This window comes from Clostridium luticellarii (genome assembly GCF_002995845.1).
Classification (GTDB): Bacteria; Bacillota; Clostridia; order Clostridiales; family Clostridiaceae; genus Clostridium_B; species Clostridium_B luticellarii.
Genome location: NZ_PVXP01000011.1, coordinates 44676 through 68136, shown reverse-complemented (window position 1 = coordinate 68136; position 23461 = coordinate 44676). Strand labels below are relative to the sequence as shown.

Annotated in this window: 21 protein-coding genes, 1 pseudogene and 1 riboswitch; of the genes and pseudogenes, 16 read left to right on the top strand and 6 right to left on the bottom strand. The window is 36.6% G+C overall.

The window, feature by feature from the left end; all coding sequences use genetic code 11:
* The first annotated feature begins 40 nt into the window (after positions 1-40).
* The 3 genes from CLLU_RS06005 (at position 41) to CLLU_RS05995 (ending at position 2168) form a co-directional block, all read left to right on the top strand.
* The gene (locus CLLU_RS06005; protein ID WP_106008659.1) at positions 41-859 is read left to right on the top strand and encodes a nitroreductase family protein; all 819 of its coding nucleotides are present in this window, start codon (positions 41-43) and stop codon (positions 857-859) included.
* A 126-nt stretch (positions 860-985) separates the two neighbouring features.
* Entirely contained in the window at positions 986-1540 is a 555-nt protein-coding gene (locus CLLU_RS06000; protein WP_106008658.1) for an RNA 2'-phosphotransferase, read from the top strand.
* A gap of 202 nt (positions 1541-1742) precedes the next feature.
* On the top strand, positions 1743-2168 hold the full coding sequence (locus CLLU_RS05995) for a hypothetical protein (protein WP_106008657.1): 426 nt from the start codon (positions 1743-1745) through the stop codon (positions 2166-2168).
* 430 nt (positions 2169-2598) lie between these two features.
* Here the strand turns inward: CLLU_RS05995 and CLLU_RS05990 are convergent, their stop codons facing one another.
* On the bottom strand, positions 2599-3216 hold the full coding sequence (locus CLLU_RS05990) for a TetR/AcrR family transcriptional regulator (RefSeq protein WP_106008656.1): 618 nt from the start codon (positions 3214-3216) through the stop codon (positions 2599-2601).
* 168 nt (positions 3217-3384) lie between these two features.
* On the opposite strand from CLLU_RS05990, the gene CLLU_RS05985 reads away from it, so the two are divergent.
* From CLLU_RS05985 to CLLU_RS05970, 4 genes and pseudogenes are all read left to right on the top strand, one after another.
* Entirely contained in the window at positions 3385-3660 is a 276-nt protein-coding gene (locus CLLU_RS05985) for a metal-sensing transcriptional repressor (RefSeq protein ID WP_106008655.1), read from the top strand.
* A 114-nt stretch (positions 3661-3774) separates the two neighbouring features.
* Positions 3775-5640, top strand: coding sequence for a heavy metal translocating P-type ATPase (locus tag CLLU_RS05980; RefSeq protein ID WP_106008654.1), 1866 nt, complete (start codon positions 3775-3777; stop codon positions 5638-5640).
* A 256-nt stretch (positions 5641-5896) separates the two neighbouring features.
* A pseudogene (locus tag CLLU_RS05975) lies at positions 5897-6187 on the top strand (heavy metal translocating P-type ATPase); the annotation flags it as partial.
* 100 nt (positions 6188-6287) lie between these two features.
* On the top strand, positions 6288-7739 hold the full coding sequence (locus CLLU_RS05970) for an MDR family MFS transporter (RefSeq protein WP_106008653.1): 1452 nt from the start codon (positions 6288-6290) through the stop codon (positions 7737-7739).
* A 132-nt stretch (positions 7740-7871) separates the two neighbouring features.
* On the opposite strand, the gene CLLU_RS05965 is transcribed toward CLLU_RS05970, so the two are convergent.
* Together CLLU_RS05965 and CLLU_RS05960 are read right to left on the bottom strand one after the other, a co-directional pair.
* Positions 7872-9284 (bottom strand): HAMP domain-containing sensor histidine kinase, encoded by a 1413-nt coding sequence (locus CLLU_RS05965; RefSeq protein ID WP_106008652.1) that lies wholly within the window; start codon positions 9282-9284, stop codon positions 7872-7874.
* A gap of 14 nt (positions 9285-9298) precedes the next feature.
* Complete coding sequence (locus tag CLLU_RS05960) at positions 9299-10012, bottom strand: response regulator transcription factor (RefSeq protein WP_106008651.1); 714 nt, start codon at positions 10010-10012, stop codon at positions 9299-9301.
* Between the two features lie 146 nt (positions 10013-10158).
* A riboswitch (ZMP/ZTP riboswitch) is annotated at positions 10159-10243 on the top strand.
* A gap of 48 nt (positions 10244-10291) precedes the next feature.
* On the opposite strand from CLLU_RS05960, the gene CLLU_RS05955 reads away from it, so the two are divergent.
* The 6 genes from CLLU_RS05955 to CLLU_RS05930 all read left to right on the top strand — a co-directional run bounded on the left by CLLU_RS05955 (position 10292) and on the right by CLLU_RS05930 (position 15901).
* On the top strand, positions 10292-11467 hold the full coding sequence (locus CLLU_RS05955) for a phosphoribosylaminoimidazolecarboxamide formyltransferase (RefSeq protein ID WP_106008650.1): 1176 nt from the start codon (positions 10292-10294) through the stop codon (positions 11465-11467).
* A 193-nt stretch (positions 11468-11660) separates the two neighbouring features.
* Positions 11661-12572 (top strand): ABC transporter ATP-binding protein, encoded by a 912-nt coding sequence (locus CLLU_RS05950; protein ID WP_106008649.1) that lies wholly within the window; start codon positions 11661-11663, stop codon positions 12570-12572.
* Positions 12569-13330 carry an ABC transporter permease gene (locus CLLU_RS05945; RefSeq protein WP_106008648.1) on the top strand — a complete coding sequence of 254 codons (762 nt, stop codon included), beginning with the start codon at positions 12569-12571 and terminating at the stop codon, positions 13328-13330. The genes CLLU_RS05950 and CLLU_RS05945 overlap by 4 nt, the downstream gene beginning before the upstream one ends.
* A 12-nt stretch (positions 13331-13342) precedes the next feature.
* Positions 13343-14074 (top strand): ABC transporter permease, encoded by a 732-nt coding sequence (locus CLLU_RS05940; protein ID WP_179977324.1) that lies wholly within the window; start codon positions 13343-13345, stop codon positions 14072-14074.
* Between the two features lie 54 nt (positions 14075-14128).
* Complete coding sequence (locus CLLU_RS05935; RefSeq protein WP_106008676.1) at positions 14129-14590, top strand: MarR family winged helix-turn-helix transcriptional regulator; 462 nt, start codon at positions 14129-14131, stop codon at positions 14588-14590.
* A 186-nt stretch (positions 14591-14776) separates the two neighbouring features.
* The gene (locus CLLU_RS05930) at positions 14777-15901 is read left to right on the top strand and encodes an MFS transporter (RefSeq protein ID WP_106008675.1); all 1125 of its coding nucleotides are present in this window, start codon (positions 14777-14779) and stop codon (positions 15899-15901) included.
* A 60-nt stretch (positions 15902-15961) separates the two neighbouring features.
* Here CLLU_RS05930 and CLLU_RS05925 read toward each other — a convergent pair whose 3' ends face one another.
* On the bottom strand, positions 15962-16531 hold the full coding sequence (locus CLLU_RS05925; protein ID WP_158255888.1) for a TetR/AcrR family transcriptional regulator: 570 nt from the start codon (positions 16529-16531) through the stop codon (positions 15962-15964).
* Positions 16528-17706 (bottom strand): MFS transporter, encoded by a 1179-nt coding sequence (locus CLLU_RS05920; protein WP_338078769.1) that lies wholly within the window; start codon positions 17704-17706, stop codon positions 16528-16530. Before CLLU_RS05920 ends, CLLU_RS05925 begins: the two co-directional genes overlap by 4 nt.
* Positions 17707-17936: 230 nt before the next feature.
* Between CLLU_RS05920 and CLLU_RS05915 the strand changes: the two genes are divergently transcribed.
* Together CLLU_RS05915 and CLLU_RS05910 are read left to right on the top strand one after the other, a co-directional pair.
* Complete coding sequence (locus CLLU_RS05915; RefSeq protein ID WP_106008645.1) at positions 17937-18422, top strand: PH domain-containing protein; 486 nt, start codon at positions 17937-17939, stop codon at positions 18420-18422.
* Positions 18415-19812, top strand: coding sequence for a PH domain-containing protein (locus CLLU_RS05910; RefSeq protein WP_106008644.1), 1398 nt, complete (start codon positions 18415-18417; stop codon positions 19810-19812). The genes CLLU_RS05915 and CLLU_RS05910 overlap by 8 nt, the downstream gene beginning before the upstream one ends.
* A 49-nt stretch (positions 19813-19861) precedes the next feature.
* On the opposite strand, the gene CLLU_RS05905 is transcribed toward CLLU_RS05910, so the two are convergent.
* Positions 19862-21661, bottom strand: a complete 1800-nt coding sequence (locus CLLU_RS05905) for an acyltransferase family protein (RefSeq protein ID WP_106008643.1) — start codon at positions 21659-21661, stop codon at positions 19862-19864.
* Positions 21662-21902: 241 nt separating this feature from the next.
* Between CLLU_RS05905 and CLLU_RS05900 the strand changes: the two genes are divergently transcribed.
* Positions 21903-23456, top strand: coding sequence for a spore germination protein (locus CLLU_RS05900; RefSeq protein WP_106008642.1), 1554 nt, complete (start codon positions 21903-21905; stop codon positions 23454-23456).
* Positions 23457-23461 lie beyond the last annotated feature (5 nt).

Here is a 23461-nt window from a genome sequence, read left to right as displayed (position 1 = left end):
ATACATTTGCAGGTAAGATGCTATGAAGGAGATGCGTTGAATGATAAAAATAGATACTGAAAAATGCATAGGATGTGGACAATGTGTCAAGGATTGTTTCCCCAGGTGTATAGAAATGAATGGAAACAGGGCAGAACTCAATGATAATTACTGCATTAGATGCGGTCATTGTATTGCAGTCTGTCCAAAAGGAGCTGTATCTATAGATGAGTACGATATGAAAGATGTAAAAGAGTATGATGAGAAAAAATTTTCGGTGGATGCGGATAATCTGTTGAATTTTATAAAGTTTAGAAGAAGTATAAGACAGTTTAAAGATAAAAAAATTGAACAGGAGAAGGTTAATAAAATAATAGAAGCTGGAAGATTTACTGAAACAGGCAGCAACGCACAGGATGTATCCTACATAGTTGTAAGAGACAATTTAAAGCAGCTTAAGGATCTTACCTTTGAAAGTATGGAAAGGCTTGCAAATAGTGTCCTGGGCAGCAAAACCGTTGAAGCTAGATTGTACAGAAGATATGCAAAAATGTGGTTGAAGATGTGTGAGGACTATAAGCAAAATTCTAAAAATGACAGGATATTTTTTAATGCACCAGCAGCGGTGGTTGTCACAGCTTCATCTCAGGTAGATGCCGCACTGGCATCGTCAAATATGGAACTTGTTGCTCAGGCGCTGGGAATCGGAGTTCTTTTCAGTGGTTTTTTCATAAGAGCAGCAAAGGAAAGCCAGGATGTTATTGATTTTCTTCAGGTTAAAAAAGGAAGAAAAATTGTAAACTGTATGATGCTGGGATATCCTGATGTCAGATATTTTAGGACAGTTCCTCGAAAACAGGCAGATGTAACCTGGAAGTAGCAGAATTATTATTTTAATTTTTTAATGGAATATATCTTAAAAAAGATAGAGGGGAAAATGAAATGAAAGCCATCGTCACATAGCTGTAAATTATTAATTCACAGTGAATGGGAGAAGGTGCGTAATGTGAATAATAAGCTGTATGAGACCAGATTAAGTAAATTCATTTCGCTTATACTGAGGCATAAACCACAGGTAATAGGCAGGCAAATAGACGCAAATGGATATATGTCTGTGAAAGAACTGCTGGATGGATTGAATGATCGCGGATATAAAATTGATATGGCATTGTTGGAAAAAATAGTGGCAAGTGATGAAAAACAGAGGTATTCCTTTGATAATGAAAAGGTGAAAATAAGGGCAAATCAGGGACATTCTATAAAAGTGGATCTGGGATTGAAGGAAATTGTGCCGCCGGATGTATTATATCATGGTACAGGAAAAAAATATCTTTCAAGTATACTGTCCCTGGGATTAATCAGAAAATCCAGACAGTATGTACATTTATCAAAAGACTATTCTACGGCTATAAAGGTTGGGAAGAGACACGGGGATCCGGTTGTTTTAATTATAGCTGCCAGACAGATGTCAGAAGATAGATTTAAATTCTACCTATCTAAGAATGGCATTTGGCTTACTGACAGCGTGCCGGTTAAATATATCAAGCCTGCTGAAAGGTGATTATAATGTGAACTGTAGAAGAAAATATGGGTAAATTTATATAAAATAGATTGAATCTAGTTTTATATAACTGGAAATTTTAATTTCCAATTATATTTTTGCTCAAATGAAAAACGCCTGTTTCCTATGGGCGTATTTATAGAAAACTTCGTAAATCCAAACTTCTGATGAGGCCAAGAAAGAGACGTAGAAAGAAACGGGAGTGATAGTTTTCGGTTGGTATGGTAAAATAAACATAAAAGTAAATGGGTGCGCATATGGTGCAGCCGAATCCGATTATCAGATCAAACGAAAGAAGCCGCATCTTGGCAAATGGCGCAAGAGCATCAAAAGGTGGTGGCGGATGCGTCGGCACCGACGCGCGTTACAGGCGATCGTGGTCATCGCAGCGTTCTTTGGGGCTATCGCGATGGAGTCACGACTCGATTACCTCGGCTACCGGGGCATGTTCTACGTCGGTCATGGTGTGGTTACTCGAGGGTGGTATATGTACGTGGAAAACGGGGCTGGGATGTATCTGTTTTTTGGTGTGGCTGCCGTCGTATTTTCCATCCTCGTGATGTGTGAGAGGCCGCAGGATCCTGAGAAAGCACGCCGATTTGGCCCGGTTGTGACCATCGTGTCTTAGTCATGGTGGGTGGTGCTGTTCTGGCCGGGCTTTCTGCATTCGACCTGCTTCGAGGCTTCAGCCTGATCGGCGGCGGTCGGTTCGTACGTTGATTGTGCTTTGTAACTTTGGGAATTTGTTTATATTTTTCACATATCATGATTATTGTAAGTGCCATAGCACTATTGATAACAATTTTTGATCCATAACTCGAAAAACTGTGAGGTCACTTAAGAGTAACGATAACATTTTCCACAAGCCCCAAGCTGGGGATAAGTAAATTTATAAGTTCTAATTAACGGCTTTGGAGTTTATAAATTCGTTATATCCCTTGTATTGAAACTGTGCTGCTGCGCCCAAAACATTCCAGAAACAGCTTACGAACACTGTTGTTATGTTTTTACGGCCTCGATTTGCTTTCCAAATCAAGCATTTATGAAAGATTTTGATATTACTGTATTGAATGTATAAGCGGCATAAAAATATCGTCTACAATCTCCGCTATGGCTTCATCGGATACGGGTTCCAGTTTTTTAATCAGCTCATACTGCAGAAGATCAAGGGGCAATGAGATGATGCGGGGTGACAGTTTTTCAAGACAGACTTCACCGCGAAGTTCTGCATTTTTCAAAATCGCCGTTATAGCCGCTTCCATTTTGTTATGTTTGTTATGTGATCTCCGCTCGATGATTTGCGGTATGGATGCGATGATCCTGCGCCATATCACCGGCTCCATAATAAGTCCTCTAATGGTTTCAGTGCCGATTGTTTTCAGCGGTTCAACACGGGCATGCAAATAGGCATACACATCGTTGCGCAGATTCCCGGTATCCGGTATCTCATTTTTAATTTTAGGAAAATAATATTTACGCAGAGCGGCAATCACAAGCTCAGACTTATCAGACCAGCGGCGGTAAAGTACGGATTTGTTTGTGCCCGCCCGTGTTGCGATGCTCTCCATAGTCATATGCGTGTAGCCGGTTTCAGAGAGTTCCTCCCATGCGGCCTGCAGAATCGCCTCTTCCAGAACTTCTCCTCGGCGGCGCGTACCTTTCTTTTGTTTATCCATGTTTATTTCCCTCCGAACATCAACAATAAATATATCTCTGTCATAGAAATATATAGGAAACTCAAAGTTTTCTAGTGACAAAGTTCTATATTTATTATATCATTATATATTTTTTATCTATTATAATATATAATAAGATTAAAATACACATTAGAAAAGGTGAAGTTTATGAAACAATGTATGGACTCTGAAAATTTACATAGACGTATTAAAAAAATCATAGGACAGATAAATGCTATTGATAAAATGATTGATGAAGATATTCCCTGTGAGGATATTTTAATACAGATTAATGCAGCTAAAAGTGCAATGCATAAAGTAGGGCAAATAGTTTTGGAAGGACATTTGAATCACTGTGTCAGAGATGGAATTCAACATGGAGATGCAGAAAAAACCATAGCTCAATTTGCAAAAGCATTGGAGCATTTTTCACGAATGTCTTAAATATTTTAGACTGTTTATATAAAAAATAAACAGTTTTTTTATTTGACAAAAAAATAAACAGGCTATATTATACATATAGGGGTATATGTATAATATAAAAATAAAGGAGTGCTTATGGAAAAAGTAAAAAATTTTTTTAAGGATGAAGAAAAACGTGTTATTCTGTTTATGCTTTTGTCGGGTATATCGCTTGTTGTCAGTTTCTTTGATATTGGTAAATTACCTTTGGATGCCGCATGGATTTCAATTATTTTATGTGGAATACCAATTGTAAAAGAAGCTATTATGGGACTTGTCACAAGATTTGATATCAAAGCTGATTTACTGGTATCTATAGCATTGGTTGCCTCTATTATAATCAATCAGATATTTGCTGCCGGAGAAGTTGCCTTTATTATGACTATAGGGGCATTTCTTGAGGAAAGAACTGTCAGCAAAGCTCGTGCAGGTATTGAGAAACTGGTACATCTCACCCCTCAGGTTGCAAGAGTTGTAAGAAATGGTACAGAGCAAATAATTCCTGCAAGCAAAGTCCAGATAGGAGATATTATAAGAGTTTTAGCAGGAGAGATCGTAGCTGTAGACGGAATAATCATAAGCGGTAAAACTTCTATTGATCAGTCAGTAATGACAGGCGAATCACTCCCGGTTGATAAAGAAACTGGAGATCAGGTATTTAGTGGAACTTTAAATCAATTTGGAACTTTTGATATGAAAGCTGTAAAACTCGGTGAAGATAGTTCTCTGCAGAGAATGATAAAACTTGTAAGATCAGCAGATGCAAGTAAAGCAAAAATAGTTGGGGTTGCAGACAGATGGGCTACCTGGATTGTGGCAGGTGCCTTGAGCGCAGCAATTCTCACATGGTTTGCTACAGGTGAAATAATACGTTCTGTAACAATATTGGTTGTATTTTGTCCATGTGCACTAGTCCTTGCAACTCCTACAGCTATAATGGCAGGTATAGGAAATGCAACAAAATACGGCATCTTGATACGTGAGGGAGATGCCCTGGAAAGACTGGCAAATATACAAAGAATATCTTTTGATAAAACAGGTACACTTACATATGGACAACTATCCGTTACCACAGTGGAAAGTTTTAATCCAAGTATATCCAAGGAAAAATTATTACAATTGACGGCATCAGCAGAAATTCGATCTGAACATCCTCTCGGTAAGGCAATAATTGAGCATATAAGAAACATTTCCAATGTTTCAATTAATGAGCCTGATGAATTTAAGGTAATTGCCGGTAGAGGCGTACAAGCTGAAATAGTAAATCATTCAATTCTTGTCGGAAATATAGAAATGATGGCAGATAATAATATTTCCATACCAGAACAAATGGAGGAAAAGACCTCTAGATATAAGGATGACGGCTGTACAATTATGTATATATCAATTAATGGTAATGCATCAGGATTTATAGCACTTTCTGATACTCTCAGGGAAGATGCCGTTGACATGATTAAAAATATTGAAAGAAATGAGGTAAAAAGTATTTTGCTTACAGGAGATAACAACCAGGCAGCATGTCATATTGCAAAACTTGTGGGGATAGATGATGTATGTTCTAATTGCCTGCCGGAAGATAAAATATCTGCAATAGAAAAATACCAAAACAAAAATGAACCTGTATGTATGGTTGGTGACGGCGTCAATGACGCTTTAGCATTAAAAAAAGCCTATGTCGGAATAGCTATGGGTGGAATTGGCAGTGACATTGCAATTGATGCAGCTGATATTGCACTTATTAGAGATGATATAAAATGTATACCTCACTTATTAAGCCTAGCTAAAAAAGTAACAAAAACCATCAAGTTGAATTTAACATTTTCCATGACATTGAATTTTATAGCTGTTGTTTTGGCTGTATTAGGAGTATTAGGTCCGGTAGTAGGTGCACTTGTACATAATGCAGGTTCAGTATTGGTCATTTTAAATTCATCGTTGTTATTAAATTGGAAGGGGAGATAAACTTTATGAAATCAATATTACTTTTAATTCTATTTCTTGTATTAGGTATAGGGTTAACTTGCTCAGGAATTTATTATTCAATCAAAGAGAAAAATGATAATGAATCTAAAAAAGTATATAAAATATGTATCGGTATCGGTATTTTATTTATAATAATCTCAATTATTAAAATAAGTTTATAATATTATATTAAAAGTTCGTTGGGATAACAATATCCTTTCAGGCTTTTTTCGATTCTTAAAAGTCAAACATAGGAGATATAGGAATAGCTATGGGAGGACTTGGTTCGGATGCTGCAATAGAAGCCGCTGATGTAGTGGTAATGACAGATGAGCCTTCAAAGATAGTTGCTGCTGTAAAAATTGCTAAAAGAACAAGAAAAATAGTGTGGCAGAATATAATACTGGCTATGTCAGTTAAAATAATAGTTCTTATTTTAGGAGCTGGGGGAATAGCGACTTTGTGGGAGGCAGTTTTTGCTGATGTGGGTGTTACTATACTTGCTATAATAAATGCAGTGAGAGTAATGAAAGTTAAAAATATATAAGAAACCCAAAGTTTTCTATTGACAAAGCTCTGTATTAATTATATCATAGCCTTAAAAGAAACTTAATGTTTCTTATTATGGCTATGAAAGGAGTTTTCTCATGAATATAGAAAATGTAAAACCGGCAAAAGAAAAACTCGATCCAATGGTGCTCAGGGTTGCCATCATTCTGGTAGTCGGTGCGCTTGCACCACTTTTCGATACCACCATGGTCAATGTGGCCATTCATACCATTGCAATTGAAATGAAGGCAACCATTTCTGCTGTGCAGTGGATTACGACGGGATACGTTCTGGCAATGGGACTGACTGTTCCAATTTCAGGCTGGGCCACCAAGCGATTTGGATGCAAACACTCCTATATCTTTTCCGTGACGATCTTTTTGGCCGGTTCTGTGCTTGCCATGCTGTCCTGGAACATCCAGAGTTTAATCAGTTTTGCCGTTATCCAGGGAATCGGCACGGGATTGCTGATGCCCACATTACAGACAGAGCTTGTACAAGTTTCCGGAGGACGCAACCTGGGGCGGATCATGTCCATCGTCAGTGTTCCCGCTCTGCTGGGGCCGATCCTTGGGCCGGTATTAGGCGGGGTTATCGTAAACAGCTTAAGCTGGCGGGCGATTTTCTTTGTCAATATTCCAATCTGCATCATAGCCATTCCGTTGGCTTTGTGGGGAATACCGGCCGATAAGCATTTGGAAAAGAAGGCCTCCCTTGATGTGATGGGCATGCTTTTGCTTTCTCCTGCGTTTGCCCTTCTGATTTACGGCATTGCACAGGTTGCCAGCCATGGGGGTTTAAGTAGTAGTACAGTCTATGTCCCTCTTATCATCGGCATGGTTTTGATGGCATCCTATGTTGTCTATGCATTGAAGACAAAACGCGAACCGGCTCTGAATGTGCGATTATTCAAATCCGCCAATTTTTCCGCTTCCAATATACTGCTGATCCTGTGCGGGATCATCACCAACGGGGCTATGCTGATGCTGCCTCTTTATTATCAGGAGGTGCGTGGGGCAAGTGCCCTGTATGCCGGATTGTGGCTGCTTCCACAGGGAATAGGAATGCTGCTCACCAGAAGCTGGGCCGGTAAAGTGGCCGACCGTAACGGTTCACGCAACATTGTGCTGATTAGTCTTGCTGCTATTGCAGTAGGAACTCTGCCCTTTGCTTTTGCGGGTGTGGATACGAGTCTGATCTTTCTGGCTGCTGCTCTGCTTATCAGAGGGGCGGGGCTTGGTGGCTTGCTGATTGCAATTATGATGTCCGCTTATATCGGACTTCCAAGAGAGCAGGTCCCCCACGCCAGCATCGCCACGAGGATTTTTCAGACCATCGGCGGGGCTTTCGGGTCAGCTATCCTTGCCACAGTAGCCCAGCAGCAGATGACGGGCCAGGCCGGCTCCGATCTTCATGCCCTTGCCCATTCCTTCAACGTCTCGTTCTGGTGGGCTATCGGCTTCACCGCAGCAGCTGCAATCCCCACGCTGTTTTTGGCTGCATATAAAAAATCGTCATTGAAAACAGCCTCACAGGCGGATAGAGAGTAGTAAAAGCAGAATAAAGTACTATTTTTAGTTTTAAAATAAATTAAGACTAGGTTACAAGCATTGAATAGGGGAATGTACCTGGATTTGGTTTATACAAATCCAGGTACGTTCCTATTGAATATTAAATGTCAGCTATAAAATTATACTTATAGTTGTACCTTCACCCAGAGTACTTTCTATATTTATACTTCCGCCCTGTGCATCTATTATCTGCTTGGATATTGCCATGCCAAGACCTGAGCCTTCGGTGGAAGAACTGGTATTTGTCCCTCTGTAATATCTTTCAAAAACATAATTCAGATCTTTTTCAGGTATACCTCTGCCATTATCTTTTATTGTAATATGGATTTTATCTTTCTTGTAAATTGAAATGTCAATCTGCACGTTGTCCTTGTTGTGAATTATGGCATTTAAAATTAAATTGCTCAGCGCCCTTCTTAAAAATTTTTTATCTACGAAAGCTTTTATATTTTCATCTTCAGGGTAAAAATTCACATTTTTATTTGAATAAAGGGGATTGTTTAAAATTTCTATGATTGTATTTTGTAAAAGCAGGGTCATGTTTGCCTCTTCCTTTTTTAGGGGTATGGCTTTGTTTTTTAATTTGTAAGTTAAGTTTAAATCCTGGATTAATGACTGTATGTAGGTGGATTTATTGTATATTATCTCCGAGTACTGCTGAATCTCATCTTTGGAAAAAGTATAGTCAGGGTCTTTCATTATTTCGGCATAGCCCTTTATGGAGGATAGTGGAGTTTTCAGGTCATGGGATATGGAGGAAATCCAGGTAGATCTTATCTTATCCAGTTCTTCTCTTTTTTTCTTGTTTTCTCCGAGAGTTTTGCCTAGATTGTTTAAGTTTGAAAAAACGCCTTTATAGACACCTTTTTCCTGGTAATTAGTTCCATAAGCGCCCTTTGAAAGTTCATCTATGCCGTTGACTATGTTTTGAAGTGGTTTTCCCATCTTCTTTCCAAATACAAAATAAGACATAATTACTGCCACCAGTATATCCATACCCAATAACAGCAGAACTCCATTCCAGAAAAAACTTCTCAGTGAAGAGGGATTGAAGACAAGGGTGTGTTTTGCCACCCTGTTTAGAGGGAAACCTATTATATAGGAAAAGTTCCTGCTTCCATATTTCTTTTCGCCTATAAATATGGAAGAGTTGGCTATGTCGTATTTGTAGATATGGGCAAATTTTATGGGAATATATTTAACGGGAACTGTACTGGGTTTTTTAAAAGAATAGACTTCCCTGAAATTTTCATCTACTATTTGAATCCAGACATTGTTTTCTTGAATTTGTCTTATACCTTCTTCTTTTACAAAGGGTATTCCATTTTTAAAGGCCATATATTTGGAGAAATTCAATGTGAATTTCTCCGGGGTGGGAGCGGTAAAGTTTTCCTTGGTATACAGAATTATCTGATTCCAGAAAAGCAGATTTATAAATAATTCAATTATAACTATGAATATCAGTGTTACAAGAAATCTTGTAGTGATATTCCAATTGGTTTTGATTTTGTTTCTGATTTTCATATTAAGCTACCTCTTCATTGAATTTTCAGCTTATAACCCAGGCCTTTGGCTGTAATTATGTATTTTGGACTGGAAGGATTGTCTTCTAATTTTTGTCTTAGTTTTCTTATATGAACCATAATTGTGTTGTCATATCCCTCATAGCTGTCTTTCCAGACTTCACTGCATATCATCTGTTTGGTTAGAATTTGATTGGCATTTTGGGCCATGTAACATAACAGGTGATATTCCTTGGGAGTAAGTGTTATATTTTTACCTGACTTTGACACTTCGCCTTTTGCAGGGTCAATTGTTATGTCTCCGAAGCTTATCTTTTTCTTTTTCATTGACATTTCATTTTTAATATATATATTTCTACGCAAATGTGCCTTGATCCTGAAAGCCACCTCCTTTGGACTGAAAGGTTTGGTTACATAATCGTCCGCACCCATTCCCAGGGCAAGTATTTTATCTACATCTTCAGATTTTGCAGACAGAAAGATAATAGGCACAAAAGAAAAATTCCTTATATTTCTGCACACTTCAAATCCGTCCATATCCGGCATCATTATGTCCAGAACTACTATGTCAGGTTTTTCGTTTCTGCATATTTTTATACCCTCTGATCCATTTTTTCCTTTGAATATTCTCCTGAAGCCTTCTTTTCTAAGGACCGTCTCCATCAGCTTTAAAAGCTCAACTTCATCATCTATTAAAAGTATCTTTCTATCTAAAATTTGATCCTGCATTTTTACCTCCAATGGTCAAAAATATATATATTTTAATTATAGCATCATTTAGGTATCCTTCGCCTAAGATACAAAATTTTAATGTTCTGTTAAGGTTTGAATCATTGACATGGATATTGGAGTATAATATAATTTAATGGATAAATAAGTGATCATGTGACTGGCGGAAATGGAGTTTACCATGGGAAGCATGATTGAATAGAAGTTGTATCGACCGCCTGGGTAATTAATAATTTACCCGGGTTTTTTTGTGTTCAAATTTGGAAGGGAGTAATGCAGATGAAAAATAATGAACTTATATTAAAGTATGGTTGTAATCCACATCAGAAACCTGCCAGGGTTTATATGAAAAAAGGAGAACTTCCATTTAGAATTATAAATGGCAAGCCCGGATATATAAATCTCATGGATGCACTTAATTCATGGCAGCTTGTAAAGGAATTGAAAAATACTACAGGTCTTGCAAGTGCGGCCTCTTTTAAACATGTAAGTCCTGCCGGTGCTGCGGTTGCAGTGCAGCTTGATGACATACTGAAGAAGGTATATGCAGTTGAACATGTGGAGCTTTCGCCTGCAGCTACTGCATATTGCAGGGCGAGAGGTACCGATAGAATGTCTTCTTATGGAGATTTTGCGGCTTTAAGTGATGAAGTTGATTTATCTACGGCTAAAGTATTAAAAAGTGCTGTTTCTGATGGAATAATTGCGCCGTCCTATAGTAAGGAGGCTCTTGAAGTTTTAAAGAAGAAAAAGAGAGGAAATTACTGCATAATTCAAATTGACAGAGATTATGAACCCTGTGAAATGGAGAAAAGAGAAATATTTGGAGTAACCTTTGAGCAGAAAAGGAATAACGCAATTATAACAGATGAACTTTTGAAAAATATAGTAACAAAAAGAAAAGATCTCACTCAAAATGCAAAGAGAGATCTCTTAATATCAATGATTACACTTAAGTATACTCAATCCAATTCTGTATGTTTTGTGCTTGATGGACAGGTGATTGGAGTTGGTGCAGGACAGCAGTCGAGAATTCACTGCACAAGACTTGCCGGATCAAAAGCAGACATATGGTTTTTAAGACAGCATCCTTCAGTCTTATCACTTCCATTTAGAGACGGACTTAAAAAAGCTGAGAAAGATAATGCAATAGATCAGTATCTTCGTAATGATGTAACAGAAGAGGAGACACGACACTGGAAAGATGTATTTACTGAAGTTCCAAGAAAGCTTACGGAAGAGGAGAAGAAAAATTGGATTTCAAAACTTAAAGGAGTTTCTCTAGGCTCTGATGCATTTTTCCCATTTAGGGATAACATAGACAGGGCATCTAAAAGCGGGGTTGAGTACATTGTTGAGTCAGGCGGTTCCATAAGAGATGATGCTGTGATAGAAGCCTGCAATGATTATAATATGGTAATGGCCTTTTCAGATTTAAGGCTGTTTCATCATTAGAGGAAAAGAGAAAGATACATTTCAAAGATATAAAAAATTTGGTAAAATTCAAACCTTTTATGATAGAGCCTATTTCATAGAAGGCTTTTTTATTTATCAAATGGAATTTAAGGTTCCCTTAAGGTTTTGATAAATGGGATTTAAGCTGCAGGATCTATTATATGTTCATATGCTAGTTCAAGGAGGAAATTGTATGGAGGAAAATATTGTAAAAACCATAGATTTGACGAAAAGTTTTAAAAACTTTAAGGCAGTAAAGGGAATAAATTTATCTGTAAAGAAAGGAAGGGTATACGGATTTCTGGGTCCCAACGGGGCTGGAAAATCCACAACTATAAGGATGCTTTTGGGGCTTATAAAGCCTACAGGTGGACAAGTCCGTATGTTTGGCAAAGATCTTCAGAAAAACAGAATGGATATTCTGAAGAGAGTTGGGTCCATGGTGGAAGCGCCATCTTATTATGGAAATTTGACAGCCTATGAAAATCTGCAGGTATCGGCGGAACTTCTGGAACTTGACTATAAATATATTGATGAAGTTCTGGAGGTTGTTAAACTAACGGAGTGGAAAAATAGACAAGCTAGTAAATTTTCACTCGGCATGAAGCAGAGACTTGGAATTGCCCAGGCACTCATATCAAAACCGGAACTTCTTATATTGGATGAACCCACCAACGGACTTGATCCCTCTGGAATCCATGAGATAAGGGGCCTTATTAAAAGACTTCCCAAGCTCTACAATATGACAGTCATCATATCCAGTCATAACCTGAGTGAAATTGAACTTGTAGCAGATGATATTGGAATTATAAACAGGGGAAATATGCTGTTTCAAGGAACTCTTGAAGAACTTCATTCAAAAAGTAAGAGTCAGATCTGTATAGGAGCCAGGGATTCCAGAAGGCTTCAGGATACACTGGACAGCTGTGGATATGAGTATAGGACAGAGGGCAAGGATGTTTTATTAAAGCCAAGGGGAGAGGATCCGGAGGAGATTTTAAGACAGCTGGTATTGAAGAACAATAGGGTATTTAAATTTGTGGAAGTGCAAAAATCCCTTGAAGAAATATTTCTTGATCTTACTGAAGGGGGAGAAAAACTATGACATCTACTTCAATTTTAAAATCCGAGCTTATGAAATACAAAAGGTCGATACTCTGGAAGGGTGTATTTTTCATTCCGGTTCTCTCTTTTTTACTTTTGACCGCGGATTTGCACGTGAGATATAGTTTTTTAATGGCAGAGGAGCATATAAAATCTCTGTATGATCTTGGAATTTACGACAGGATAGGAGCACTCATTTATGAGAGCCATGCCTCTACCTTGTGGTTTATTCTACTAAATTTATCCATTGTTGTAGTGGCGGTTATTGTAAATTATATGGAATACAGTGAGAAAACCTGGAAACAGATAATATCAAGGCCCGTTGAAAGAAGCAAGATTTATTTGTCCAAGTGGATTGTAGTGCTTGCAGCTGCATTTATCCTGGTGATTTTAAACGGTATATTTCTGATAATTATAAAAAACTTGTTCCATATTGACGGAAGTTACAGATTGATTTTCAATTATATAGGATTTGAGCTGTGTACAGTTTTAGGGGTGGTGGGTTTTGAGCAGTTTATAAGCTGTTACATGGAGAACTCGCTGGCAGCTGCGGCCGTGGGTTTTGCGGGAAGCATAGGGGCCTATATGCTTGCGCAGAGTAAATTTCTCTCCTATGTGGTTCCCTATGCCAATGTATTGCTGGCGATGCCTACGGGAGATAAAAGCGACGCCCAGAGAGCAGCTTTTTTTGGGATAGCTTCAGGGATACTATGGCTTGTAATAGGGGTTCTGGAATTTGATAAAAGGGATATAAAATAGGTGGTGAATAGTATGAAAAGTATATATAAAGTGGAATTATTGAAATTGAAGCACTCCAAAATATTGAATATAGTTATGTTTGTTCCCTTGTTTTTTGTTATATTGGGTTTTACAAATTTTTTGAGATATAAAGAGCTTTTTACCTCAAAAGGACAAAATGTATGGAATCAGGTGTATACTCAGAGCTCACTTTTCTATGGATTGTTTATTATAGGGCTTTTTATTACCATAGTGACGGCTGTTCTAGTGAGAATAGAAAACAGCGGGGATAATTTTAAGTGGATGCTGACATTGCCCGTAGAAAGAGAACAGCTTTATAGGGCAAAACTTCTTGTTACCTGCGGCATAGTATTTTTAAATCTTGTGCTGTTTATGATCCTTACAATTTTAGCCGGCCTGATTATAGCGCCGAAGAATCAGAGTATGCCCCAAGAGTTAATATATGCTCCGTTACTTTGCATTATAGCTTCACTGCCTGTTATAGCAGTTCAATATTATCTGAGTATGAAATGCAATAATATTGCTGTGCCGTTAGGCGTTGGGCTGGTATTTTCTCTGCCTGCAGTTTTAATTGACAATACCAGGTACTGGATGTTTTTTCCCTGGGATTATCCGGGCAGGGTATTGGTAGGTGCAACAAATGCAAGTTTCAATTTTCCGCCTTATATGTATGCGGTATCTGTTGTTTTGTTTATAATGTTTACGCTCATTGGTGCACATGAATTTAAAAGCAGGGATATATAGTTTGAGTGCTTATCCGAAACTAAGAGTCATTTGATCTTGACAGTGGTGTATATGATGTATACAATTGTTAATATGGATAGAAAATTTTATGCAGATAAATTACCTAGAAAGTTATTGGATGTCATAAACCGTTTTAATGAAACTGATAAAAAGGCGAGAAATTTTGGTACGGATACAGTACTTCACCTTTCAGAAATTCATCTTGTTGAGTTCATAGGCGACAACGAAAAACTTTCCGTGTCAGAAATAGCCAGGAGGAACAATATTACAAAAGGTGCGGTTTCACAAACGCTCATTAGATTGGAGGGTAAAAAATTAATTGTAAAGGCACTGAATCCGGAAAATAAATCCCAGGCTGTTGTTTTACTGACTAAAAAGGGATGGACAGCTTATTGTGAACACAAAAAATATCATGAAAACATCAACAGAGTTATTTTGTCCTGTGTACAGGATAAGTCCGGGAAGGACATGGAAGCTATCTATAGTTTTTTAGAGCAGCTGGAGAAACTTCTTTGAAGGAAGTTCTCCATACCCATAGTGTATAGTACATATACGCTATAGAATAATTTTTTATCCAAAGTCCGATATATTTTATATGAAGTTCAAAGTTCAGATATTAAATACTGATTGAGGAGAGTTTTACAATTGAAAGATTTTGGAGAGAAAAAGAAGTTTGTTTTAAGTAAATCACTGGTTTTGCTGATGGCAGTTGCCTGCGGAGTCTGTGTTGCAAATTTGTACTATATTCAACCACTTGAATCACAGATTGCGGGTGCCTTTTCCGTATCACAGAGTTCGGCAGGAATAGCAGCTACAGTCACTCAGATTGGATATGCCCTTGGACTTTTATTTATAGTGCCCCTGGGAGATATGTGCGAAAGACGTTCACTTATACTGCGAATGTTGGTTTTGGTAGTTTTATCCCTGATTGTAACTGCATTTTCACAAAATTATTTTGTCATGCTTTTATCCATGTTTGCAATAGGTCTTACCACCATTGTTCCGCAGATTATTGTTCCCTATGCTGCTCACCTTTCACCGGAAGGTCAGGAGGGCAAGATTATAGGAAATGTTATGAGTGGTCTTCTTATTGGAATTTTGCTCTCACGTACCTTTAGTGGAGTAATAGGTTCAATTTTTAATTGGAGAGTTGTGTATATTTTCGGTGCGTTTTTCATTGTCCTGCTATTTGCTTTTATTTTAGGGCTTTTTCCTAAAGATAAGCCGGCAAATGTAATTCCTTACAAGGAGCTTTTAAGGTCCATTCCGGATTTGATAAAAAATCAGGTTTTACTGAGGGAATCTGCAGTGAATGGCTTTTTTATGTTTGGTTCCTTCAGTATATTCTGGACTTCACTTATATTTTTGCTTGAGACACCGGTTTATAATATGGGTACCAGAGAAGCCGGACTATTTGGCCTTTTTGGAGTTGCCGGTGCATTGGCGGCACCACTTATTGGCAAGGCAGCTGACAGGAAAAGTCCCAGGTTTACTGTAAGGATAGGAGTAATATTTTCTACTGCTGCTTATGTATGTTTTATCCTCTTTGGATACCATATTATTGGTCTTATATTAGGTGCAGTTATTCTTGATCTTGGAAATCAGTGCGGTCAGGTATCAAATCAGGCAAGAGTACAACTTCTGGGGGACAAGGTTCGCAGCCGTAATAATACTGTATTTATGTTTTCTTATTTTATGGGAGGTGCAGCAGGCTCTTTCCTTGGTACTCTCTTCTGGCAGAATTTTGGCTGGCAGGGTGTCTGCACAATTGGACTTGTTTTTCAAGCTCTAGCTGTTATCGCCCATTTTATAGTTTACAGAGATTAAGTGATTCTTAGGTTCAGATGGAGTTTGCTTATATTGTAGTGAAAATAGGAAATGACATCTTTACCTTTTGGTAAAACTGCTGTCTTTCACTATTCCTTTGAAAATAATTTTCAGTGCTTCGTCTATTGCCTCACGGGATTTCAGTCGGTTTTCCAATAAAAAATCATAATCTGTAAACATGCCACTGATTTTTTCAAGCATTTTTGACAACACGCCGAAGTGAATATCAGATTTGAAAATACCCTCCTGCACTCCATCTTTTAGCAGCTTTTGCAGGGCTTTCATCTTGAACTTGCGAAGATCTTGTATATTATCCCACTCGTAGGAATAGAATTGTCTTGTTTCTTTTAACAAAGAAATTGGTAATTTGTAACGATGACTGGAATAGACAATGGAATGTATTTTTCCCGGTATTGTTTGATTCCCTTCAAGTGCTTCTATTATGCTGTCTTTATCGCTTTCAGTATATGATGTAAAGTAAGCATGAATAATTTCATCTTTACTTTTAAAATTTTTGTAGATCGTTTTTTTGCTGATTCTCAATTCAGCGGCAACTTCATCTAAAGTGAATTTTTTTAAACCATATCTGGCAATAAGCTGAGCAGCAACATCCAGTATTTTTTCTTTCATATTGATTCCTCCAATGGTTTGCCGAGGCAAATTATTAAAAATCCTATAATTCCAACAGCCATTAAAATTAACCAGGTCAATGTTTCTGATATTCCCCAAAGCCATCCTGTTACAATAGCTCCTACAAAATTACCTATATATTGAAATGAGTTGAAGATACCATTTGCCGTGCCGCGGTATTTATCTGCAACTAGATCATTTACATCTGCAGCTACTACGGTGGCAAGGGTAATATAGCCGCACATGAAAATAGTTGTTCCTATTAGAAGAAAAATGTATGACGATTTTCTGAAATAGAAAATCAGTCCGAGAGACAAAATTAAAAAAGAACACATAAGTACTTGGTTATTGAATCCCTTCCGGGTGTACTTGACAGTACTTTTCATAGCTAAAATGGCAATTACAATTGCAGGTACAAATACTTTCCACATTCCAGTTTCTCCTGTTACTTTGTTGAGATAGATTGGTAGAGCATAGAAAACGGATATCATAATGAAATTATTTAAAAATGCAACTATATTCATTATTACAAAATTCTTATCTATAAGCAAAGTATAAATTTGATTATTTTGAATGGATCTGTTTTTGTTTTTGCTTTTATTGTCTTTTAGAAAAAATAAAATATATAATTCATTTAAAGAAAGCAAAATTGCACAGAATAAGAACATCAGATTAACGGATATGATTTCACGCAGCAGTGGACCAATGGCAAAAGCCAGTGCTGCAGCTGCCGAAATAAAAGCACCAAGTAAACTCATGGCACTAATTCGCTCTTTTTCATCAACCATACTTGCAGTCCATGAATAGCCCACGCCAATTACTGCACCACTTCCCTGCAGTGCCCGCGCCAAAATTAAAAGACCGATATTTTTGGAAATATACGCTATAAAAAGTCCGGCAGCCACTTGGGTCAGTCCAATCAACATCATTTTTTTATTTCCATATTCATCACTTAGCACACCAAAGGGAATTTGGAAAACAGCCTGTGTAAGTCCAAATACACCTATGGCGAGCCCTGCCAGTACTGGAGTATATCCAACTAATGATTTACAGTAGGTGGATATAAACGGCATTACGATGGTCATTGACATCTGTCTTAGGGCAAGTGCCAGACACAGCATAACGACAGCAATTCGTGTATTGTCAAATAATTTATTGTTTTTCAAAACATCCACCACATTCACCTCGAATTTATAAAACTTAAGAAACTTAAAAAGTTTAATTAGTTTCCTAAAATTTATCATACCAGTATTGAATGTAACAGTCAATATATATTCAAGGACATAGGCATTTGTTCATAAATCTGATATAATAATTATATGAAAGCAGGATATATTTAACAGAAGCAGGAAAGGCATATTTTGCCGGACAAAAATAATCTGTAGATTTGAATAGGGGGCTGGATATGGACTATAGAAGTATTGATATGAATGCCGTAAAAACCTGGATGATTGGGAGGACTATAACAAGTATTATAATTTTTACAGTGTATGTTCTAATAAATCATTTTGTCATTATCCCCAAATTTTATCATATATTCATGGTTAGATATTTGATGAATATACTGGGATTTATTATAATTCTAACGGCCATCCTGGATAGTTTTGTATGGCCGTTTTTGGAGTACCAGCAGTGGAAATATGGTATATTTAAAGATAAAATTGAACTGATAAAGGGAATTATAGTCAGAAAAAAGATAATCATTCCCATTTCAAGGATTCAGAATTTAAAGATAGAGCAGGGACCCATTCAGAGAATTTACAAAATATCTTCCATAAATATAATAACTGCAGGCGGATGTCACGTAATACCTGCAATACCGGTTGAAGAAGCGGAAATGATTTCTGAAAGGCTTAAAAGAATTATAGAAATGGGAGAGAAAAATGGATAGAATAGAGAGAAATCATATTTTGAAGATATTTTATAATATGGCAAAATTGATTAAAGAATTTATAGGAATTATAGTTGCTGTGGGATTCCTGATAAATAAAATAGGTCTTATAGGATCCATACTTATAGGAATTGCCCTGTTTATTCTGATTATTTTATATGAATTTCTGCTGTGGAGAAAAAATTTTTTCATAGTAGGTGAAAATTCCATATATCATCAAGAGGGGGTTTTCAATATAAAAAAGGTGGAAATTCCCTTTGAGAGGATCAATACCATAGATATTTCCCAGAGACTTGCAGAGAGAATTTTCAAGGCATCCACCATTAAAATTGATACTGGAGAGACCTCCAATAAAGGCAGCGAATTGAAATTTACATTGAAAAAAACCAGGGCTGAAGAACTTAGGGATATTTTATTAAATAGAAAAACTGGCGGTGATGCAGAAGAAAATGAGAAGTTTTATACCATAAAACCGAGAGAACTTATCATATACTCACTCATATCAAATTCAGTATTAAAGGGAATAGGAATTTTGTTTGTGGTTCAGCAGTTTTTTGATCAGTATTTAAAAGATTTCATCCATATAGATACTTCTTTTTATATAGACAAGCTTCAGAAGGAAGACATCTACCATGCCATATATACTGTATCGTTTATAGTACTAGGACTGATAGTCATCAGCATATTCCTGGCCATAGCATATGTTTTTTTGAAATATTATGATTTTAAGATGTGGTCGGATAGAAATAAAATATATGTCAAGTATGGAGCCATAAGCAGAAAGAATTACAGCTTTGACAGAAAGAAGATAAAGGGAATTCATATAAAACAGACAGTTCTCATGCAGTTTCTCGGATTCTTTACAATGGAAATTGAAAGCATTGGATATGGTGATGAAGAGGGAGAAAAAGCCATATTGTATCCAATGTGCAGTAGTTTACTGAAAGATGAGATTATTAAAAATCTGCTGGGGGAATTTGAATACAGAGGGAATATAGCAAAACCGAATAGAACTGCAGGTTTTAGATTTTTTTATAAGAAGGTTATTTTTTGGGCAGTTACAGCTCTTGTATGTTTTTTCATAAAACCTGAATTTGTCATATTTACTTTGATATTGTTGTTGTTTTTGTTGATTATGGGATACCTTGAATTTAAAAATACCGCCTTTGGAATTGATGGAAGTTTGATCTATATGTGCTGCAAGGGCTTCAATAAAACCCAATCTATATTAAAAATGTCAGCAGTTCAGTCACTTACTCTATCTCGCACCTATTTCCAGCATAAAAAAGGTTTCTGTGATTACAGCATTATTCTTTACAGTTCAAATTTGGGTAAAGTTTTAACAGTGAAAAATCTAAAGGACGATATTGTAGGGGAATCCTTTAAATAGAACATATCAAATGATTAGTGTAAAAGAGAAAAAATGAGCTGTAAAGTGCTCATTTTTCACTTTTTAATGTTTTGTCTATAAGCGATGTTAAAGCTTCAACTCCTTTTGGCTTCAAGTGCACACCGTCGTCTTCAAAATATTCAGGGTGGGTGAGTGCATTTGAATGCCAGTCAATCAATGTAATGTTACTGCTCTCTTCAGCTTTTTTGTTTAAAGTTTTATTCACTTCTTTTTCCCATGGCCTTGGTACACGTGTGTTTATTAAATAAATATGTGCCTTAGAAAAGGATTTAATCAAGCTATCAATCTGACGGTCTGTAAAATAACCATTTGTCCCCAATTCAAGAATGACTGCATTGTTTGAATTATTAAATTCTGCATATGTAGGTGCCAGTTTAACTGCTTCGTTAAGCTGTCTTCCAACCCTGGCATCAATGGTAAAATTAGTATGTTTTTTATTTAGGCTGGAACCAATGTCCAGCATGATAGAATCTCCAATAGCCAGTACTTTTTTATAAGATTTATTGGAAGAATCAGAGCTTGTCCCAGAATCTTTAGCTGTGGAAAATTTTTGTGAATTATTTGCTGCAGCTGCACTAGTTTTGCTTATCTGCTGTTTGTCTTCATGAATACTTTTGACGCAGGCGGTCAAAAATCCAAATCCTAAAATTATTATTGTAATAATTGAAATTAGTCTGGCAAAAACTGGCTTTCTTGTGTTCACAATATTATTCAATAAATATCTCAAATACTTCAATGAAATTTTTCGGAAGCCATCTTCACGAATGGGCATTTCGATGAAGCGGTATGAGATTTCAGCAATAATAAATGTAACAGCCAGCTGCAAGCCTGTACGCCAGTATGTTGGGTTCCCAATTTGGTAAACTGGAGTACTTAAAACAATAACAGGATAATGCCAGAGATAAATTCCATAGGATCTTTTGCCAATCCAGCTTAATGGTTTCAGCGAAAGAAAATGGCCCCAATAACCATCAGGATGACAAACACATGCCACAAGCACTGCTGCGTTTAAGCTAAAAAGCAGCATGCCTCCTCTATATAGAAATATATTATATTCATTTACGAAAATAATACTAGCAACAAAGATGATAAGAGTGATTGTACTTGTAATATTTAATTTACTTCTTTGTCTGGCAGAAATTTTTTTAGAAGACAGTTTCTTAATTGGATAGATAACAGCCAGCCATGACCCTATAAGAAGTTCAAATGCACGCGTATCTGTGCCATAATACACACGACTGGGATCTTCACCTGGTCTATATAGTACTGACATTAATATTGCCGAACACAGTACTGTTATAAATACAGCGTTTGAAAGTTTTGCTCTATTTTTAAAAAGCTTTATTCCAGCTATCAATATAATAGGCCATACAATATAAAATTGTTCTTCGATTGATAAGGACCAAAGATTCTTGAAAGGTGAAGGCGATCCAAAGCTATCAAAATAAGAAACTTTATGAAAGATAAACCACCAATTGCTTATGTAAGCAATTGATGCTGCCGCATCACCTTTAAGTGTGCTTAGTATCTCAGATTTAAAAATGGCTGACCACATAAAAACGGTTGTTATCATTATATAGACAGCTGGTAACAACCTTCTAATACGTCTGATCCAGAACTTACACAAGCTAAAATTGAGTTCACTTTTCTGTATTAAAATATTAGATGTTATGAGATAACCGGATATTACAAAAAATATATCAACTCCTAAAAATCCACCTTCAGCCCAGCTGAAGTTGAAATGGTAAGCTATTACAGCTAATACTGCGAAAGCCCGAAGTCCATCTAATCCAGTGATGTATCGATGATTCTGTATGCTTTCTAACATGGGACTCTCCTTTTCTTAGTGAGTTTTAATAAACTGACATATACCCTCAATTTATGCCTTTATTTTACCTAAATTTTTTATTTAAGACTAAGTTTAACAAATTTTTTTTACCACGTCAAGTTTCCACTTTAATATATACGTGGTGTATGGTATTTTTCATAGTATCTGCTCTCGTTCAATTATAAAGTTATGAATAATTTAAGATAATTTAACAAAATACTAAATGATGAGGAGGATTTCTATGTATAAGTTTATAAAAAAATTGGGCGGGGATAACAATAGAGATAAAAAAAATAATAATGGTTATCACCATGTTGAAAAGGAAGAGTCAATAAAAATATATAAAGATATTGAAAAGAACAGACAGTACATACAGAAGCGTTTTTTTAATTGTTTTGATCTGGTCATAAGGGAAGTTTCCCTGTTTGGATCTGAAGATAAAAGGGCTCTTATAGTTTATCTGGAGGAGATGTCTGAAAAAAAGATTGTAGAGGATGATCTTGTGTCAAAATTAACTGCACCTATCAATTATAATCATCAAATTGATGAAGACGAAGTTGAACTTGTTAAATACAATTTGGGAATAAATGATGGTCAGATACATAAAGAATTCAAACAGACTGTAAGTGCTATTCTCTCGGGAAATCCGGTAATTTTCATATCGGGTATTGAAATATCTTTTGAAATAAATTTAAATACCCTATCAGGCAGAAGTATAAGTGAACCTCCTATGGAAGTGGTGCGTAGGGGTCCCAGGGAAGGTTTCACCGAATCGATTATGACAAATATAAGCTTAATAAGAAAGAGAATAAGAAATTGCAATTTGAAAGCTGAAAAATTTGAAATAGGAAAAAAGACAAACACAGAAGTAGTAATGGTTTATCTTTCAGGTGAGGCAGATAAAAAAATAGTGTATACATTAAAGGAGAAATTAGAAAATATAAAAATAGAGTCGGCATTGGATTCCAATTATATAAGTGAATGTATAGCCAATCAGCCCAAGACCATGTATCCTATAGTATTCAAAACAGAAAAACCGGATATAGCCTGTGCAAAAATATTGGAGGGGAGAATTATAATTATCGTAGATGGCTCACCTGTTGTGCTTTCCGTTCCAGCTCTATTTGTAGAATTTTTGCAGTCAAGTGAAGATTATTACATAAAATATTATTCGGCCACATTAAATAGATATGTGAGATATTTGTCCTTAATTATAACTGTTGAATTTCCTGCACTTTATGTAGCTTTGACTACTTTTCACCAGGAACTTATACCAAGCAGACTTTTATTGAGCTTGATTGGTGCGCGGACAAACGTTCCTTTTCCCCAGTTTTTTGAAACGCTGTTTATGCTGGTTGCATTTGAGATAATGAGAGAGGCGGGAACCAGAGTATCAAAGACTATAGGTCCAACCATAAGTGTTATTGGCGCATTGATACTGGGTGATGCAGCTGTGAGATCCGGCATAGTTGGTAATCCTACAGTTGTAATAGTATCACTGACTGCCATGACGAAATTTGTAATACCTGCCTTTGAATTGGAACACCCTATCATATATATGAGGTTATTTCTTTTGGCTTTAAGCGGATGTCTGGGGCTTGTTGGATTGACTTGCGGGATTCTGATAATTGGCAGCAGGCTTGTTTCCATACGATCTTTTGGTGTACCATATATGTTTCCGGTATGTCCCTTTAATATAAACTCCGAGAAAGACGTTGCCCTCAGAGCCCCAATGAGTGAATTGAAAAATACTCAGAGGGTGCTTGATTTGAAAGTAAAAAAACATTATTTATAATTTAT